General features: G+C 39.7%; 12 protein-coding genes. 9 read left to right on the top strand and 3 right to left on the bottom strand.

All coding sequences use genetic code 11. The features are described 5' to 3' along the window. Positions 1-149: 149 nt before the first annotated feature. The 3 genes from BUC12_RS05785 to BUC12_RS05775 are packed head-to-tail and all read right to left on the bottom strand — an operon-like array spanning position 150 to position 6,387. Positions 150-1,400, bottom strand: coding sequence for a DUF5013 domain-containing protein (locus BUC12_RS05785; protein ID WP_062177141.1), 1,251 nt, complete (start codon positions 1,398-1,400; stop codon positions 150-152). A gap of 27 nt (positions 1,401-1,427) precedes the next feature. Beyond that, the gene (locus tag BUC12_RS05780) at positions 1,428-3,236 is read right to left on the bottom strand and encodes a RagB/SusD family nutrient uptake outer membrane protein (RefSeq protein WP_070808557.1); all 1,809 of its coding nucleotides are present in this window, start codon (positions 3,234-3,236) and stop codon (positions 1,428-1,430) included. Positions 3,237-3,273: 37 nt separating this feature from the next. Then, positions 3,274-6,387, bottom strand: a complete 3,114-nt coding sequence (locus tag BUC12_RS05775; RefSeq protein ID WP_082141879.1) for a SusC/RagA family TonB-linked outer membrane protein — start codon at positions 6,385-6,387, stop codon at positions 3,274-3,276. A gap of 291 nt (positions 6,388-6,678) precedes the next feature. On the opposite strand from BUC12_RS05775, the gene BUC12_RS05765 reads away from it, so the two are divergent. The 9 genes from BUC12_RS05765 to BUC12_RS05725 all read left to right on the top strand — a co-directional run bounded on the left by BUC12_RS05765 (position 6,679) and on the right by BUC12_RS05725 (position 17,241). Further along, the gene (locus BUC12_RS05765) at positions 6,679-10,650 is read left to right on the top strand and encodes a hybrid sensor histidine kinase/response regulator transcription factor (RefSeq protein ID WP_062177132.1); all 3,972 of its coding nucleotides are present in this window, start codon (positions 6,679-6,681) and stop codon (positions 10,648-10,650) included. Between the two features lie 375 nt (positions 10,651-11,025). Continuing rightward, positions 11,026-12,387: a tyrosine-type recombinase/integrase gene (locus BUC12_RS05760; protein WP_062177129.1), complete on the top strand. Its 1,362-nt coding sequence runs from the start codon at positions 11,026-11,028 to the stop codon at positions 12,385-12,387. Positions 12,388-12,399: 12 nt separating this feature from the next. Beyond that, the gene (locus tag BUC12_RS05755; RefSeq protein ID WP_062177127.1) at positions 12,400-13,080 is read left to right on the top strand and encodes a hypothetical protein; all 681 of its coding nucleotides are present in this window, start codon (positions 12,400-12,402) and stop codon (positions 13,078-13,080) included. Positions 13,081-13,493: 413 nt separating this feature from the next. After that, positions 13,494-13,787 (top strand): helix-turn-helix domain-containing protein, encoded by a 294-nt coding sequence (locus tag BUC12_RS05750; RefSeq protein ID WP_073357297.1) that lies wholly within the window; start codon positions 13,494-13,496, stop codon positions 13,785-13,787. A 1-nt stretch (position 13,788) separates the two neighbouring features. Beyond that, on the top strand, positions 13,789-14,955 hold the full coding sequence (locus BUC12_RS05745; protein ID WP_062177121.1) for an AAA family ATPase: 1,167 nt from the start codon (positions 13,789-13,791) through the stop codon (positions 14,953-14,955). A gap of 198 nt (positions 14,956-15,153) precedes the next feature. Next, positions 15,154-15,657: a hypothetical protein gene (locus tag BUC12_RS05740; RefSeq protein WP_139262011.1), complete on the top strand. Its 504-nt coding sequence runs from the start codon at positions 15,154-15,156 to the stop codon at positions 15,655-15,657. Between the two features lies 1 nt (position 15,658). Further along, positions 15,659-15,841, top strand: a complete 183-nt coding sequence (locus BUC12_RS05735; protein WP_062177115.1) for an RNA-binding protein — start codon at positions 15,659-15,661, stop codon at positions 15,839-15,841. Next, the gene (locus BUC12_RS05730) at positions 15,838-16,440 is read left to right on the top strand and encodes a hypothetical protein (RefSeq protein ID WP_062177112.1); all 603 of its coding nucleotides are present in this window, start codon (positions 15,838-15,840) and stop codon (positions 16,438-16,440) included. The genes BUC12_RS05735 and BUC12_RS05730 overlap by 4 nt, the downstream gene beginning before the upstream one ends. A 342-nt stretch (positions 16,441-16,782) precedes the next feature. Next, positions 16,783-17,241 carry a hypothetical protein gene (locus tag BUC12_RS05725; protein WP_062177109.1) on the top strand — a complete coding sequence of 153 codons (459 nt, stop codon included), beginning with the start codon at positions 16,783-16,785 and terminating at the stop codon, positions 17,239-17,241. Positions 17,242-17,271: the final 30 nt, after the last annotated feature.

Here is a 17,271-nt window from a genome sequence, read left to right as displayed (position 1 = left end):
TGTGATGAATATATATGAAAAAAGTTACAAGTTACAAGTAGGCGGACAAACGTACCGAAAGACAAAGTAACTTGTAACTGATTTTCAAAATAACCTAATTATCATTATCAGGCGGCCCGGTCAATGGCCGCCTGCCTGTGGTTATAAAATTATTCGTCATATATCTTGAGGTCGACAAGTTTGAACCATTTTATGGCATCGATCCAAGCATCTCCACCCGTTGCCGTGATAGCAACACCGATCGAAACCTTCTGGTCTTCTCCCGTCAACTTGAAGGTGAGCTTGCGGTCGCTTCCCAGAACCGGGTCATTCACCAGCCTCATGTATGTTATCGCTTGCGTAGAAAGATTCTCGACATTTGGAAGTTCGGAGCCCGGAGCAACGACAAGATTCAGGTCGACCCAATCTGTCATTATTCCGCCAAAGGAAATAGACAATTCGTAAGTACCCTCCGGAAGGGTGGGACTCTGCCATATCTTGCCATTGGTGATAGGATCGGCACCCCAACCGACTTCCCAACCTATGAGGCCTTGTTTCCATCCGCCATAGGTATTACCATCCCGGTTTTTCGCAGCAGTGTTGGTTTGCCAGTCGGTGAGATTTCCAAATCTTGAGTCTGCACCCGGCGTTCCCACCATGTTGGGTCCCGGGTTCTTTATGTAAACCGATGTGACGTCAACAGGGCCGTTGTCGTACTTGGTAATAGTCGAGGGAAACTCGTCGAATACAATATCGGCGGGTACCGACACGGGTCTCTGCGAGGTGTTTAACAGCTTCGTTTCGGGGTAATAATAGCTCATAACTTCGAAGCGGAATACCTCTTTACCCTCTTCGTCAATCTCAAGAGCCGGTTTCTCAAGGAAGGATGTTGTCTCGTCGGTCGTCACATTAATCACGGTTGGTTCTGTTTCTCCCGCCTTGATGTAGCTTACCACCGATCTAAGGCATCCTGCCGGATTGTCAGCCCATGTGATATTCACATCTTTCTCGGGACTGAGTCTGAACTTGATGGGCACGCGGCTGTTCTTCAACGTCCCTATATAATTTGCCCCATAAGACTTCCCGGCCATCGGAAAATTAATTACCTCCTTACCGTTTGCATCGTATGCTAACACCCTAAAAATATAAGAACCTTCGGGAACAGCTATTTTCTGTTGAACTTGGTTGCCTGCAATATCGAAGGAGGCACTTCCATCATCCCCCCAAGACACCTCTGCTCTGGTTACATTAGCGTTGTCTTTGAGGTCTAAGCAGAGAGTGACACTTTCGTTACCCGGTACCACGATTCCCATTTCGAGGGCTCCGGTATTGGGAATATGGTTCTTTTCTTCATCGTCTGTGCAAGAGAAAATCAGAGCAAGAGACAACAGAGACAATACCACAAATTTTATATTTTTCATGATCGTTCTTGATTTTTTTTATGAATATTATTGTATGTATCCCGGGTTTTGAGTCCAGCCGAATTCGGTGATCTCGGAAAGAGGAACCGGCCAGTGTTTTTTGTTCTCATTAATATATCCCGGAGTTTCTATAACCCAATCGTTGCGACTCTTCACCAGATTCACGAATTTGCCTGTACGAATGAGGTCGGTACGGCGCCATCCTTCGAAAGCAAGTTCACGCATACGCTCATCCATAATCATATCTCGGAATTGTTCCTTCGATGCCGGATTCCAAGCCGAAGGTGTGCCATCTCCCCATGCACGTTTACGAACCTGATTCTGTACAACATTTATGGCTTCGCCGATATTACCAGCTTCACTGAGACATTCGGCGTGCAGAAGCAGGATGTCAGCATACCGAATCACGGGGAATGGTTTGTGAGTACGGAACATACTTATCCCTAGACCAGTGTTCACATCACACCGGAAATCTTCGAATTTCTTGATATGTGGGTTCATCGCATCGCGCATATTATCAGCTAATTGAGCTTTGCGTTCGTTGACCTGTATCCATTTGAACTGACCCGCAGTGCCTTTATTTTTATAAGTAGCAAGGTTGTTAGCTCCATAGCTAAGGGCCGGTTGTTCCGAATATGTATCGGTATAATAGTACCATTCGTAACGTATGGAAGCATCCCTGCGCTGATCACCGTCTTCCCAGACGCCAACACCTCTGTCAATCAGTTGTGGGCCGAGAACCGGATCCGGAAACTCATAATTGTGAATAAAATCGGCTTCAGTATTTACATCTTCGTACATAAATATATTGGGTACCATGTACTCGTAACCGGAAAGCCATGAGGCCTCTCCAGCGAACCATGTTTCGAATTCCCACGATCCGGTACACCACTGATAACTATTGTAGCCGCTGTCATCGGAGCGATAGGTGAACTCTACTGTAAAGAGCGATTCGGATATTCCGCCTTCTTTAAAATTAGGAGTTTTAATAAGGTCGGGCCTGTCGGGAAAATCGGACACAGCAGGGATTTTGGGGTATTCAAACGGGGCATTATTCCACAAATCTTTATAATTAGAAACCAGACCATACTTGCCGGAGTTTATAATCTCCACGAAGCATTTGTCGGCTTCTGCGAAATTGCGGAGACCGGTAGACTCGGGAGCATACATTAGTGACTTACCCAACATAGCCAAAGCAGCGTAACGGGTAGCACGAAATGAATCGGACGATTCGGGTGCCAGATCGACAATGGCCGCAGTAAGGTCGTCTATGATATATTTCCACACCACATTTTCAGGCTGGCGATCAGTACCATACTCTGCTTCCAGAGCCGGATCCAGAATAGGAATATCGCCCCATTGTACGGAGAGCCTGAACATATTCAGCGCCCGCAAAAACCGGGCTTCGGCAACCAACTGCTTCGCTTCGGGCGACTCGTCTTCACCTAGGTAATAAACAACTTTACCGGCTTCCACTACTACAGCCCAATAGTTATTCCATAGTGCACCCAGTCCCGAGTTGTTGCCGCTAAGTCCGTCGCCATAAGTGTCAAAACTTCCATCGAGACCGTAATTATCGGTTAGGTGGCGATTGCGGGCATACCTTGCTTCGTCCGTTCCTACCATTGTACGCAGGAATTCCCATCCGCGCATTGCATTGAGGTTCTTATCATACAATCCGTTTACGATCAGCATGGCCGATTTGACATTTCCAAACATTTCGGCTTCAGTCAGTTTCCCGCTCGGCTCAGCTTCCAGAAGATCGTTACAGGAAGTGGAGAGTACAAACATTCCGGCCATTGCGCATAGTGCGCAGTATTTGAATATCTTTTTCATTGTTATATTTCTTTTTTATGTTTAAACTTTACCGCCGTTAGAAAGACATATTAACACCGAATGTCCACATGCGTGTAGAGGGATAGGAGTCCCCAAATTCGGGGTCGTACCCTTTATAAGGAGTGATGCAGAATAGGTTAGACCCTGTTACATAAGCCCTAAGGTTAGACATATGGATATTGCTGAGTATCTTTTCAGGGAAAGTATATGAGAGCGTCAGAGCCGACATACGCAAAAACGAGGCATCCCACAGGCTGGAATCGAGTTCACCTTGTCCCCACCGTTGAGAACCGGAGCTTTCTCTTGCTAACAGACGGGGAAATTCGGCTCCGGTATTCTCAGGTGTCCAAGTGTTGTTTATCAGATCGGCCGAAGTCATTCCCTTACCATAACCGCTGACTATATCGTTATACCATCCGCCCACACGTTTGGCTCCGTATGAGTAGGTGAATACCATATTTAAAGAGAGTCCCCTCCAACCAAGATCTGTGGAGAAACCGCCGTAGAATTTAGGGTCTTTCGAACCCACAACGATACGGTCTCCGTCTTCGGTAATCCTACCATCGTGATTAACATCTATAGGGAGTAAATCGCCGGGGCTAACTTCGCGACCGCCGAGGTCGAGAGTGTTTACATACCACATATCCGATTGTTGTGCAATACCGGCGGAGGGCATCATATAAAAGGTATTACGCGGCTGTCCGACGAATAGGTTACCTTCGTTTTGGACAGTTTGGTCTTGTAATTTGTAAATGAACCTACGACCACCATAAAGAGAGGTAACTTTGTTGCGGTCTAAAGAAAACGTGGCCGAAGCATCCCATGTAAAGTCTTGTCCCTGTATAATATGAGCATTCAGCGAGGCTTCAAATCCCTTGTTCCGGATAGCTCCGACGTTTTCGGTAGCTTTCTGATAACCCGAAATACCGGGCAACATGCGGGTCATGAGCAGATCTTTGTTGTCTATAAGATATGCGTCTACAGATAGATTGAGTCGGCTATCGAGCAACACCATGTCCAAACCGATATTCCATTGTTGCTGCTTTTCCCATGAGATGTCAGGTGTACCGCGGCGTCCGTCTTCGAGTGTGGAAGTTGGAGTGTATCCGGTCTCAGTGACAACCCCGCTTATCAGATAGAGTGTCTGGTACATAAAATCACCAATATTCTGGTTACCAACGACACCAAAACCGGCTCTCAGTTTGAGTTGGTCGAAGATATTCTGATCTGCCATAAAACCTTCTTCAGCAATGTTCCATGCTCCGGAAAATGAAGGGAAAGTACCCCATTTGTGCCCATCGGCAAACTTAGAAGAACCGTCGGCACGAACGGTTCCTGTCAACAGGTAACGGGATTTATAGGAATAACTAACTCGTGTGATATACGACATCAGCCCCTGTTCATTCCAGTCCGACTTCAACCCGAAACGATCTTTTCTCAGGTTGGCATTCATATTATGATATGTGAGGTTGTTAAGAAAGAAACCGTCGGCTTGGGCGTTTAGCCAATTTGTTTTCGTACTAGTGGCACTGGTACCAACCATTGCGTTGAGTTGATGCACTTTGTTGAAAGTGTGATTGTAGGAGATAGAGTTATCCCACTGCCACACCGTGCGGGTATCGCGATTGTCCGTTGCACGGCCATCATGCGAGTCGCGTTGCGCTTCGCTTATATCGTTCGGTACATAACTGTTGCGCCCGGCGGTGCCGTAGTCGATAGAAAAGGTGGAACGAATGTTGAGACCCTTTATTGGCTCTATATTAATGTAATTGGAACTTACTAAACGATTCATCCTTTCGTCATTGTCGATTCTCAACGAACGCAAAGGGTTGTGATCATTGTTGGTACCGCTACTCCAACTTGTCCATAGATCGGTGTCGTTCGGCTCCAGGAATGGACTGGCTCCACGAGCCATATAAAAGACCTCATCTTTGTACAATTTAGAATTATAAGTATAGGTAAACGAGGTATTGGTACCCACCTTCAGCCACGGCTTGATCAACTGGTCGGCATTGAAACGTCCTGTGTACTTGGTCTGTTCGGTTTTTTTGATCAACCCCTTGTTATTCATATAGCCAAAACTTAGGTAGAAAGATCCACTTTCGCTACCTCTCGAGAAACTCAGAACGTGGTTTTGTTGAATAGCCGGGCTACGCAACATCTCATCGAGCCAGTTATACGACCTACCCTCTTCGAGAGCTTTCAATTCGGCCGAGGTGAAAACCCTGTCCGGTGTTTTAATCTCGCTGTTAATGTAATTGTCTATCAGCGATTGAGATGGTGCAACTCCACCGTTCGTTTTCGAGTAACTGTCTATATAGCCGTTTATATATGCCTGCGAACGAGTATCATACAACTGTTGCGTATTCATCAATTTGGGCTGATGACCGAAGGACTGAAACCCTACCCAACCATCGTAAGACACTTTACCTTCGCCTGCTTGACCTTTCTTTGTGGTTATAACAACGACCCCATTGGCACCACGGGAACCATAGAGAGCTGTTGCCGAAGCATCTTTCAATACTTCTACAGAAGCAATATCGGCCACATTGGTTGCGTTGAAACCGCCATACCAGTTATCCATAACGATACCGTCGACCACATAAATAGGATCGGTAGAGCCATCGATGGTGTTGATACCACGGATTCTGATGGAAGCCTCGTCGGTTGGCTTGGCTCCCTGTGAAATGAAAACTCCCGCCAAGCGGCCCTGAAGTGCCTGATTGACACTGGTCACGGGTTTTTCGGCCAGTACCTTTGCATTAATACCGCCAACGGCTCCTGTCAAGTCGCTCTTTTTCATTACGGTTCCTACAACTACGACTTCGTCCATATAAGAGTCGGACGACTGCATCTGTACATTTAAGACTACACCTGATACAATGGCTTGCTGTGGGTTGAAGCCTATGTAAGAGAATACTATTGTTGCACCCTTAGCCGCCAATATGGAATACTTTCCATCCAAATCGGTGACGGTACCTGTTGTTGTACCTTTCACTACGACCGAAACCCCTATTAGAGGTTCATTCTGTTGATCGGTGACAGTTCCTGATACTGTGACATTTTGTGCAAAAGCAATGACCCCCGAAACAAAGAACAGCAGAATAGTAATTGCCGCTCTTAGCCTGAATTTAAGATTTGATTTGCTCATAGAATTTTAAGATTAAAACAATTATCAATGAATGTTAAGATTAGATCAATCATTAGAGATTCCTGCCTACCTGTATTAAAAAAGATTAATATTTGTTACCATGTTTGATTCTTCAAAAGTATCCGTATTATTGAGAAAACAAACACTTCTATCTCTTCAAAAAATAACAGATATGTAGCAACTATATACTTTTTCATTCTCATTAGGACATTTGTTGTATTTATTGCTACAGATGTGATTTTAGAAATATGTATATTCGTTACCAATATGATACTTAGCATATAGTCTACCATGAAGCATATATTTTTAGCCGCATTTCTACTTCTGTTTTCCGCAATGGATATATCTGCCAGCAATTATTACCTATCTATAATTGATGGGAACATGGGCTTATCCCAGAATAATGTGAAATCCATTTGTCAAGATAGTTACGGTTTTATGTGGTTCGGAACTCGCAACCGCCTCAATCGTTACGACGGGGTATCCTTTAAAGTATATAACTGCTACGACCATATAACAGGAAAAGGAAATAATAACATTAGCGCACTATTTGAAAATTCCGACAAAAATTTATGGCTGGGTACAGATAAAGGTGTTTTTACTTTTGACCCGGTAACGGAACGATTCAGCTCTTTCGACGTTAAAACTGTACACGGGGACAGTATCACGGGATGGGTGGCTGACATACAGCAGGATCAAAATAACAATATATGGATTGTGGTACCCAATCAGGGAGTATTCAAATATGATCTCATCGGCCGGAAACTATATTTATATACCGTTGTTGAAGAACTTAACCCCAGCATAAGCAATCCGCAATGTATCGCCATCGAAAAAAATGGCCGGGTATGGATAGGTTCGAACGGTTCGGGAGTATTCCGATATAATGAATCCAATGACACTTTCACTCAGTTTTTGGGGAATAAGGGCGGAAATACAAGCCTTGCCGGAAAAAATATATATACGATCTGCCATTACAATGAGGATATCATCATCGGAATACATGAAGAAAAATTACTGAAACTCGACAAACGCCGGAATATACTGAGAGATATGAGCTTACCCGACGCAAATTATAAGATAATAAGGCACGTAACAGTTATCAACGACGACCAAATATGGGTAGGAACTCAGGCTGGGCTATATATCATAAACGAAAAGCGGCAGACTGTAGATCATGTGAAAGAAGACCCTCTCAACAGCCATTCTCTATCCGACAACATCGTAGAAAAGATATATAAAGACCGGGAAGGCGGCGTATGGATAGGAACCAATTTCGGCGGCGTAAATTATCTCCCCACCGGGAATAATAAGTTTGAAAAATATTTTCCGACCAGCGAATCAGGATCACTCCACTCGAAACGGATAAGAGAAATAAAAGAGGATAAAAACGGGACAATATGGGTAGGAACAGAAGATAGCGGTATATCCACTTTCGACCCGAAGACACAAAAGTTCAGTATGGTAAATAATCTGTCTTACAATAAAGCTCTTGCCCTGTTGGTGCAGGATTTCAATATTTGGGCGGGATTCTTCAAGAACGGGCTGGACATAATTCATATGCCACAGAATAGAGTACAACACTATTCGTCCCTCGACATGGGGCTGAACGAAGAAAGCGTATATGCCCTATGCGAAGACCATAACGAAAAAATCTGGCTGGGTAATGCCTGGGGTATCTTTGTGGCTGACAAAGGCAGTATGAAGTTCAAACAGATAACAAAATTTGAGCCAAGCTACATGTTCGACATTATGGAAGATTCGGGAGGAACTATATGGGTAGCAACTCTTAATAATGGAATTTTTCAGTACGACCAGCAACAAGACATTATCGTTCATCACAAAGTTGAAGATAGGAATGGGTTGAGTTCCAACTCCGTCAGCAGCATAACAGAAGATCACAAAGGGCAAATCTGGTTTTCGACCGATCGCGGGGGTATCTGCATGTACAATAAGAAAGACAAGCGGTTTGTGTCTTACACTATAAAAGACGGATTACCCGACGATGTAGCATACAAAATACTGGAGGATAAAAACCATAACCTTTGGTTCGGCACCAATGCAGGGCTGGTACAATTCGACCCAGAAAGTAAGGCCGTAAGAATATTCACGCAGAATGAGGGTTTATTATCCAATCAGTTTAACTATAAGTCGGGGTTGATGAGCAGCTCGGGGAAATTATACTTCGGATGTATGGAGGGCTTGATAGCCTTTAAACCGGATGAATTTCAAGAGAATAAATATATGCCCCCTGTGTATATTACCAAGTTGTCTGTCTTCAATAAGGAAATAGGTTCCGATATGGAAGACTCGCCTCTGAAAAAGAGTATTCTGTACACCGAAAAAATAGAATTACCATATAATCAGGCGAATATTATCCTTGATTTTGTATCGCTCAGTTATACCGCCCCCCAAGCCAATATGTATGCCTACAAAATGGAAAATATAGATACGGAATGGATATATACTAAAAATAACCACAGTGCGTCTTACGCTAAACTGCCTCCGGGTAAATACACATTCAGAGTGAAGGGATCAAATAACGATGGCTTGTGGAACGAAAAAGGAGCTTCGCTGGAGATTATTATATTACCCCCATGGTGGGCTTCAAACATCGCCTATTTTATATATTTTATTCTCTTTGTTACGATAGTGTATTTATCGATCAAATTTTCATTGAAAAAATATCAGAAAAGGAATACCGAAAGGCAAAAACTGTTTGAAATAGAGAAAGAGCGCGAGCTCTATGAAGCGAAGGTGGATTTCTTTACCAACATTGCCCATGAAATCCGTACGCCTATTACGCTGATAAGCGGTCCACTGGAATCCATCATTGAAATGGATATTCCGGACGAAAAGGTAAATAAAAATCTGCGGTATATCAAACAGAATACGAACAACCTTTTGGAACTCATTAATCAGTTACTGGATTTCAGGAAGGTAAACAGTCACAAATTTTTATTGAGCTTCCGCAAAACAGATATGATCATTTTGGTGAAAGAAATTACAGACAGGTTTCAGCAGCAGGCCTCTTTTGAAAAGAAAAGCTTGAAACTATCGGCCGTAGACAACGAACCCATTTATGCGATGGTAGACAGAGATGGAATTACCAAGATAATAAATAATCTATTGTCAAATGCCATGAAATATTCCGAACAGGAAATAGAAATTTCTGTAGTGGCGGATAGTACCTATTTTACGGTACAAGTATCGAATGATGGCGAGCAGATACCTGAAGAACTGAAGGAAAAGATATTTGAGCCGTTTTTTCAAATGGAGGCACTAAATCGCAAAACTACAGGGTCAGGAATAGGTCTGTCTCTGGCTAGATCGTTAGCCGAATTGCATGATGGATATTTATTCTATTCTTCGGCAGTGGAAAGTAATGATTTTATCCTGAAAATTCCGTTGTCGCATATTCCTGCCGAAGAAGAGCAGGATATACCTAAACCTTCCGACTACATCGTTGAACATGAGGAAGAACCGGGAAAGAAAAAACAAGCTGAAACAATTCTTGTGGTAGAAGATAATCCTGATATGCTAAACTTCATTGCTGAAAAACTAAATGAAAACTATGTGATAGAAAAAGCAAAGAACGGAATAGAAGCATTGGAAGTACTGAAACTAAAGAGCATAGACATAGTAGTCAGCGATATTATGATGCCCGAAATGGACGGATTCGAATTGTGCAGAAAGATAAAAACGGAAATCGAATACAGCCATATAATAGTAATTCTACTTACTGCTAAAAACGACCTGAGCAGCAAAATAAAAGGATTGGAAATTGGTGCGGATGCTTATGTAGAAAAACCTTTTTCTTTTCAATATCTGCAGACCTTATTAATATCGCTGATGAATAATAGACGACGCGAAAGAGAACTCTTCCTCCGAAAGCCATTTTTGCCGGTACAGCAATCGGGAATGAATAGGGCGGATGAGCAATTCTTAAATAACATGATAGAAATCATAAATAAGAATATATCTGATTCGGATTTTAATGTAGAAGGTCTTGCGGATGCTATCCACATGAGCCGGTCGAGCTTACACAGGAAGTTAAAAACTATAACCGACACAACTCCGACCGACTTTATACGACTGGTCCGCCTGCAGGAGTCCGTCCGGCTGATACAGGAGGGAAAATACAGGGTAAGTGAAATCTGTTATCTGATAGGAATTAACTCTCCTTCATATTTTATTAAGTTGTTTCAGAGCCAGTATGGGATGACTCCGAAAGAATTTGAGAAACAGAATAATGGAAAATAAGGAGCAGTTACGAATTAAAAATTAAGTTATATTCCTGACTATTATTGATGTGAAGTATTGAGCACATCCAGCGAAGCAGATTCTATTCTAATTAACGCATCATATACTGAAGTGGTCACCACTTTGGGTATAAAAAAAACCTTGTAAGATAGCAACTTACAAGGTTTTTAAACATGCATTTGAGGTTCCTGGCGAACCTCAAAATTAATATTTGTATAGTTTTGATTAGTTAAGAATATGTTATAAGTATGTTAATTACCAATATTTTATTGTTGTTGATATAAAATTTAACTTGTTTAATTAAAACATTTACCGTGCAAATACCGTGCAACTAAAAAATAACTTTATCTTTGTATAAAGAGATAAAATAAAGTTATGGCAACATTAAAATTAACCTACAGAACTAGCAAAAAAGATGCGGAATTTGCAATACTTCGAGTTAGATATAATATTGATGCGAAAAAAGCTCTCTATGGAGTCACTGAGACTACGATAAGAATTAAGTCATGGAATCTCAAAAAAGAAGAGTTGGATTTAAAATATCTAACGAGTAAAGACACCAAAGGTCTTTCTATTGAAGAGAGAAATGAGTTAGTGGAAGAAACAGATAAAAGCAATGATTTAATACAAGAAACCAACAAAGTAATTCGAGGACTGAAAGACTCCATTGTTCAAGCTTTTAACAGCCATTCTGGAGATTATACTAGCGAATGGTTACAAGAAGTTATAAATGCTTATTACCTAGAATTAAAACCTAAAGTAATAGAAAAACCAATAACTCTAAATAAATTTATAGAACAGTATATTAACGACCTCGAAACAGGTAAAAGGTTGAAGAAACGCTCGAATAAAAAAGTAAGTGAAGGTACAGTTAAAAGCATTAAGGGTTTTAGAAATCGGCTAAACGACTATCAAAATGACAGAAATAAAGTGATAGATTTTGAAGATATCACTATGGATTTTCATGGAGACTTTAAAAACTATTTGATCTTCGATAGAAAATACGCTGCGAATACTGTAGGGCGTATGATTAAAATATTAAAGACTGTCATGTATGCAGCTAAAGATATGAAGCTCCATAACAATAGGGAGATAGAAAACTCTGATTTTGTCGCTAATTATGAAGAAGTAGACAATGTTTACTTAACTCAAGAAAGAATTGAAATACTTTATAATATGGATTTATCCGATAATCTTGCATGGGAGAAGGTAAGGGATGTTTTTGTTGTCGGATGCTTAACAGGACAGCGTGTGAGTGATTATAAGCGAATTAATTCTAGCATGATTACAAAGTTATCCAATGGACTAGAATATGTTGAATTATGTCAAGAGAAAACGGATAAGACCGTATATATACCTTTAGATTGGAGGGTTAAAGAGATATTGAATAAATACAATGGCACTTTACCTAAGACTTATGACCAGAAGATTAATGATTATATAAAGAAAATATGCGAAAAGGCTGAGTTTACAGAGATAGTTCAAATAAATCAAAATAAAGCTGGCATGAAGGCTAAAATATCTAAACGATTCTGCGATATGGTTAAAACTCATAGTTGCCGTCGTTCATTGTGTACAAATATGCAACAAGCAGGATGTAAATTGTCAGAAATAATAGCCATATCTGGACATGAGAGTGAGGAACAACTAAAAACTTACCTCAAATTAAACAATAAAGAAAAAGCAATGCTTGCAGACAATGGATATTTTCAACGTGTACAAATGAAAATTGGATAAGAAAAATCTATTATGATAAATAAATATGCAATCCCGAATAAATATGGCTTCTCTCGTTATAGAGATATAGCTAATTTTGCATTTACTGAATTCTCGAATAACAATATAGATGAATTTAAAGGCTTTCTTGCAGAATTCACTGAGGAACAGAAGGATATTATTTTAACCTTTTTCGGTTATACTATGTCATACGCTCTCTATCTTAATCAGAAAGCCGACCCCAATAATGCAAAAAGAGATAGGGAGGCTAGATTTGAAGCAGACCAGTTGTATAAGGAGTTAACAAGAAAAGATAACCTCCTGTTTCATATATCGTTTTCTTTGGGTAAAGATGATGAAAATAAAGAATCTACGAGAATTAAAGATAGACATACCTTACGAGAGATATTAGAAGCCATACAACCTATAATCAAAGAACGGGCTAGCAAAGAAAAATCCAAAGTAGGAAAGAATAGAAATAGTTTCAGAAAGAAGCTATTAGAATCTTTAGTTCCCTTATTCAAATTTATGGAACATGAAACACATTTCAAGGACAAGAAAAAAGAGGAAGTTTCAGAATGGATTTTAACCATTATTGACTCTGTAATAATTCAAAAATATAAAAATCTAAATCTGGATTTGATTGATTGCATTGAAATGTTAATTGATTATCGAAATGCTCAAAATGAGATATATCAAATGGAGTTAGTTTAGTCAATACCAATACTACCCTTACACCGCCCCTATTACATACTTTGTAGTGGGGGTGTTTTTATGTATAAGCTTTTGCTACACTACAATTAGCAACTATTTAAAAAATGGAATGTCTAACGAAATACTTATTATATCGCTGAACATCAGCTTAATACGAACGCTTCTTTTTGTTTTTAATATCTAGCAATAATGCAATAGATAATTTCGAATACTATATAACTTCTTAATCACAAATGTTTACTTCTTTTTTAATCAAATATAAAATCAATTGAAATATTAACTGATAATCAGCAGGTTATAATATCCTACTATAGCTATATTTTAAGCTTCTCTAAAAAATCACAGGAATTATACTTTTGAATCAATTTCAAGGTTGCTGCAGCTCCTTTTGTTAAATTTTTTATTTTAAAAGCATGACTAATAGTATTTTGATTCAAATGTCTCCAGATAATCTAAAACAGATGATATCTGATGCTGTGACTGTGGCGATAGCAGATTTACAGAAAGAAGATAATAAAAAATATCTAACAATAGAGCATTTATGTGCTAAGTTCTATGTCACACCCCAAACTATAAATAATTGGGTAAATGATGGACGTCTGAAAGCCTATAAAATTTCGGATAGAACTCTGTTTCTCAGTAAAGAAGTAGACCTAGCGGTAGTAGAAAAAAAGACAGGTAAGTACAAACATTCGAAAAAAGCTTGATATGGAGAAGAATCCTATGCAGTCCTCTCAAAATGGTGGGGACTATAAACCGCAAGTTGTTGTTAACAACGAAAAAACGGAATCTGCTTCTCTGGATGCGAATATAGAGCTAAAATTACCACCTTGTATTACAGATGGGAGTCAGCTGATAGATATGCAAATAGAGGAAATCTCAAAATTGTTTGGATTATTTCCGATGGTTGGGCTTTGGTTCTTGGTCGGGGCTAGTGATACAGGAAAAAGTATGATTTTACGTCAATTAGCTTTATCTGTGGCAGGACAAATAGATTTTTTAGGAAATCAATTCAATGGCAAACATGGAAGAGCTTTGTATATCTCAACTGAGGATGATAAAATGTCTATTGCTTTTTTAGTACGCAAGCAGAATCAGACTTTAAAAGTACCAAAAGACAAATTGAAAAATTTCTTATGCACGACAGATTCAGATAATCTCATAGAAATTTTACGCTCTGTATTAGAGGATCTTCCCGTCGACCTCATTGTTTTAGATGCCTTTGGCGATTTATATACAGCCAAAGATTTAAACCAAAACAACCAAGTCAGACAGTTCTTGCAACCATTCTCGGATATTGCCATAAAATATGAATGCTCCGTATGCTTCTTGCATCATACAGGAAAACGTACGGAAGAACTAGCTCCAAGTAAAAATAATGTAATTGGAAGTCAAGCTATAGAAGCCAAATCCAGATGCGTTATTGAGTTTCGCAAGGATAGTTTTGAATCAAACTTACGGCATTTCTGTATTGTCAAGGCGAACTATCTGGCAGAGTCTGAGAAAGTAGCTAGTTATGTGCTAAGAATGGATGAGAATTTGTGTTTTGATATAACAGGGGACAGAGTAGACTTTGAGAATCTTAAGTCTGGAGGCAAGAATGGAGAAACTAAAAAAGTTAAGATTAGTCCTTCATCTTACGAAGATAAAACTCATATACAGTTTTTAAAAGACACTTTTCAATCTGTGGATACGATATATACAAAAGGAAATTTAGGGGAAAAAATTGAAATCCGATTTGTGTGTTCCGATAAGCCTGCTCGTGAATTTATCAAATATTATCTTAAGAAAGGGTGGATTAAGAATTTAGCTAAACCAAACTGTAACAGGCATAAATACTCTATAATTCCAGAACAAATAAAAATTGATTTTTAGTATATGGTATTGTGGTACGTGGTAGTAGGTATATCTCAGATATACCATACCACATACACACAGGTACTCGTGGTTAGGTTTTAACCAGATTACCACAGACAGAAAACAACAATAACATTCATATTATAAATTACTTAACTTTTCAATATGGTTAAAAAAGACAATAAATTAACAACCAAAGAGCTTGCTTTTTGCGATTTGGTATTAGCTGGATGGGATGCTACTAAAGCATATAGACTTCTTCATCCGAATTCGACAGCGAAAGGAGACAGCATGAAAGTTCAGGCTTCTCGATTAAAGACCTCTCCTCATGTTGCAGAATATCTGACAGAAAAGGAGTTGGAGTTAACCTTCAATACGATAGGAGTTAACTCATCCTCAGATGAAAGTTTACCCTCCTCAACTCAATCCATCGAAGATGTTGAGCTGGATGATGATTACCTAACCCGTCACAACCAAATTCGACGCTATAAAGCAATTATGGATGGAACAAAGGATGAGCGAATAAAGATTGCTTGTTTGGAAGCTATCAATAAGCTCATGGGTTATCATAAAGATTCTCCTACACAAAAAGAACAGGTGGTCTTTTATCTTCCGCTCACGTGCCACCTTTGCAAATATTATAAGGAGAAGCAGGAGCAACGCAAAAGGGAACGAGTAGAACAGTTAAAAGAAGAAGAAGCTTCAACAAACAATAATTAACATGAATAATTTATTTGATACTCCACAGCCGTCACAGGAGTATAAAGAACGACAGGAAAAACTTATTCGGGACACTATTCTAGAAATCGGAATTGTGGACGAATTACAAAAAGGGAGTAAAGAGCCAAGCCCACAACAAAGTGGCTCTATAGTTGAGAATATTATTAAAAGTTTAGGGTTATGAAAAAAATCTATTTAGCTTCCAAGGAAGCATATTTACGAGGTCAGTATAAAGAAGTGTGTCGTGCTTTCGAAGGTATTATTATTGAAGCGTGCAAATTTGGGGATGTCAAATTTTGCAGAGAAGACCTAGAACGAATAATGAGGGCTGTTGATAAGGAAGATGAGACAAAAGATATTTTTGTACGTCCTGTATCTATATTTTTGGCGAATCATGCTGATTTTCCTAGAGATTTTTTAGATGAACTGAGGAAGAAATATTTAGCAGGCTATATGAATACTATTCCACATCTATCCTCATTGTCTAGTCGATTCAGCTCTCTAGGTATTCCGTTTGAAGAATGGCAGTTCAAAATAAGGTATCCTCTTCCTTCTATGACTAGATTGTGTTGGGTTGATGAAGAAGTCCTAGATAAATATGTCAAGGAGGCTTCCCATATCGAGCTATCTGAGCAACAATGCAAAATGATGGAGTTAACTCATACAGTCTGTGAGCTTGTCAATAGCGGATTCTTTCCAATGAACTACATTGACCACAACCAAGAAGCAGGGGCATTTAAGCTAAATGAAGAGCGTCTTATGGCTGATATCCAAAGGATATAATACAACAAGCTAAATGTAATTATTGAGGGTCGGTTTCGTTACGATACCGACCTTTTTTATATCTTTGCCATATGGAGTTAACTAAAACGTTAGGAGACTCCATACTTATTGAAAATATACGAAACGTCTATCTTTATCTTGTAGTAAGGAATCTGGTAAATTCAAATTGACACATAGATAATAGGCAGAATGTTCCACGTCTTCATAAAAGGCGTGGGGCTGTTGCTTATTTGTGTCATGGGCTTACCAGAGCCTCTTACTACAATGAGTTAGCAGTTCCCACGTTTCTTTTTTATAAAACCTTCCAATTCGGGGCTGATGGATACTTTATAATTTACTTTTATGAAAAAAGCATTTTTATTTTTAATGTTGACGGTGGTTAGTTTTTCATTTGTAGGATGTTCTAGCGACGACGATGACGACAACGCAGGCAATTCGATGAGTGAGGCTCAAAAAAAGGCTCTATTTGTCTTTAATGGCACGTTCGAGTATGTACATGAAGTTGGCACTACAACTATTACATTCAAGGAGCAGTACAATCCTGCAAAGGTGGTTGTTCTCGATGAGAATTATGCAACTGGAGAAGGACGAGAACGAAAAATACACGGTTTGCTGACAGTGACCTACTACAATGGTCAATCGTTCGACAAGTATTATTACATCGACCATAATGCAACATCTATTGGCTTATCGTTCACTGAAACTGGTAATAGAACTTATTCAAATCTACTCATCTCTAGCCCTACAGAGTTCAAGATGAAAGGAAGCAACGACTTGCGATGGGAGGTATTTAAGAAATAACAGAATGAGAGCCATAGAGATATGGCTCTT

Source organism: Indolivaga macrotermitis (assembly GCF_900128985.1).
Lineage (GTDB): Bacteria > Bacteroidota > Bacteroidia > Bacteroidales > Dysgonomonadaceae > Dysgonomonas_A > Dysgonomonas_A macrotermitis.
The sequence above is the reverse complement of the archived record's forward strand: the minus strand, read 5'-3'. Positions and strand labels throughout refer to the sequence as shown.

What these genes read in the sequence shown, in the direction of transcription:
- BUC12_RS05785 (WP_062177141.1), bottom strand. Translation starts at nt 1,400, where the DNA reads ATGAAAAATATAAAATTTGTGGTATTGTCTCTGTTGTCTCTTGCTCTG.
- BUC12_RS05780 (WP_070808557.1), bottom strand. Translation starts at nt 3,236, where the DNA reads ATGAAAAAGATATTCAAATACTGCGCACTATGCGCAATGGCCGGAATG.
- BUC12_RS05775 (WP_082141879.1), bottom strand. Translation starts at nt 6,387, where the DNA reads ATGAGCAAATCAAATCTTAAATTCAGGCTAAGAGCGGCAATTACTATT.
- BUC12_RS05765 (WP_062177132.1), top strand. Translation starts at nt 6,679, where the DNA reads ATGAAGCATATATTTTTAGCCGCATTTCTACTTCTGTTTTCCGCAATG.
- BUC12_RS05760 (WP_062177129.1), top strand. Translation starts at nt 11,026, where the DNA reads ATGGCAACATTAAAATTAACCTACAGAACTAGCAAAAAAGATGCGGAA.
- BUC12_RS05755 (WP_062177127.1), top strand. Translation starts at nt 12,400, where the DNA reads ATGATAAATAAATATGCAATCCCGAATAAATATGGCTTCTCTCGTTAT.
- BUC12_RS05750 (WP_073357297.1), top strand. Translation starts at nt 13,494, where the DNA reads ATGACTAATAGTATTTTGATTCAAATGTCTCCAGATAATCTAAAACAG.
- BUC12_RS05745 (WP_062177121.1), top strand. Translation starts at nt 13,789, where the DNA reads ATGGAGAAGAATCCTATGCAGTCCTCTCAAAATGGTGGGGACTATAAA.
- BUC12_RS05735 (WP_062177115.1), top strand. Translation starts at nt 15,659, where the DNA reads ATGAATAATTTATTTGATACTCCACAGCCGTCACAGGAGTATAAAGAA.
- BUC12_RS05730 (WP_062177112.1), top strand. Translation starts at nt 15,838, where the DNA reads ATGAAAAAAATCTATTTAGCTTCCAAGGAAGCATATTTACGAGGTCAG.
- BUC12_RS05725 (WP_062177109.1), top strand. Translation starts at nt 16,783, where the DNA reads ATGAAAAAAGCATTTTTATTTTTAATGTTGACGGTGGTTAGTTTTTCA.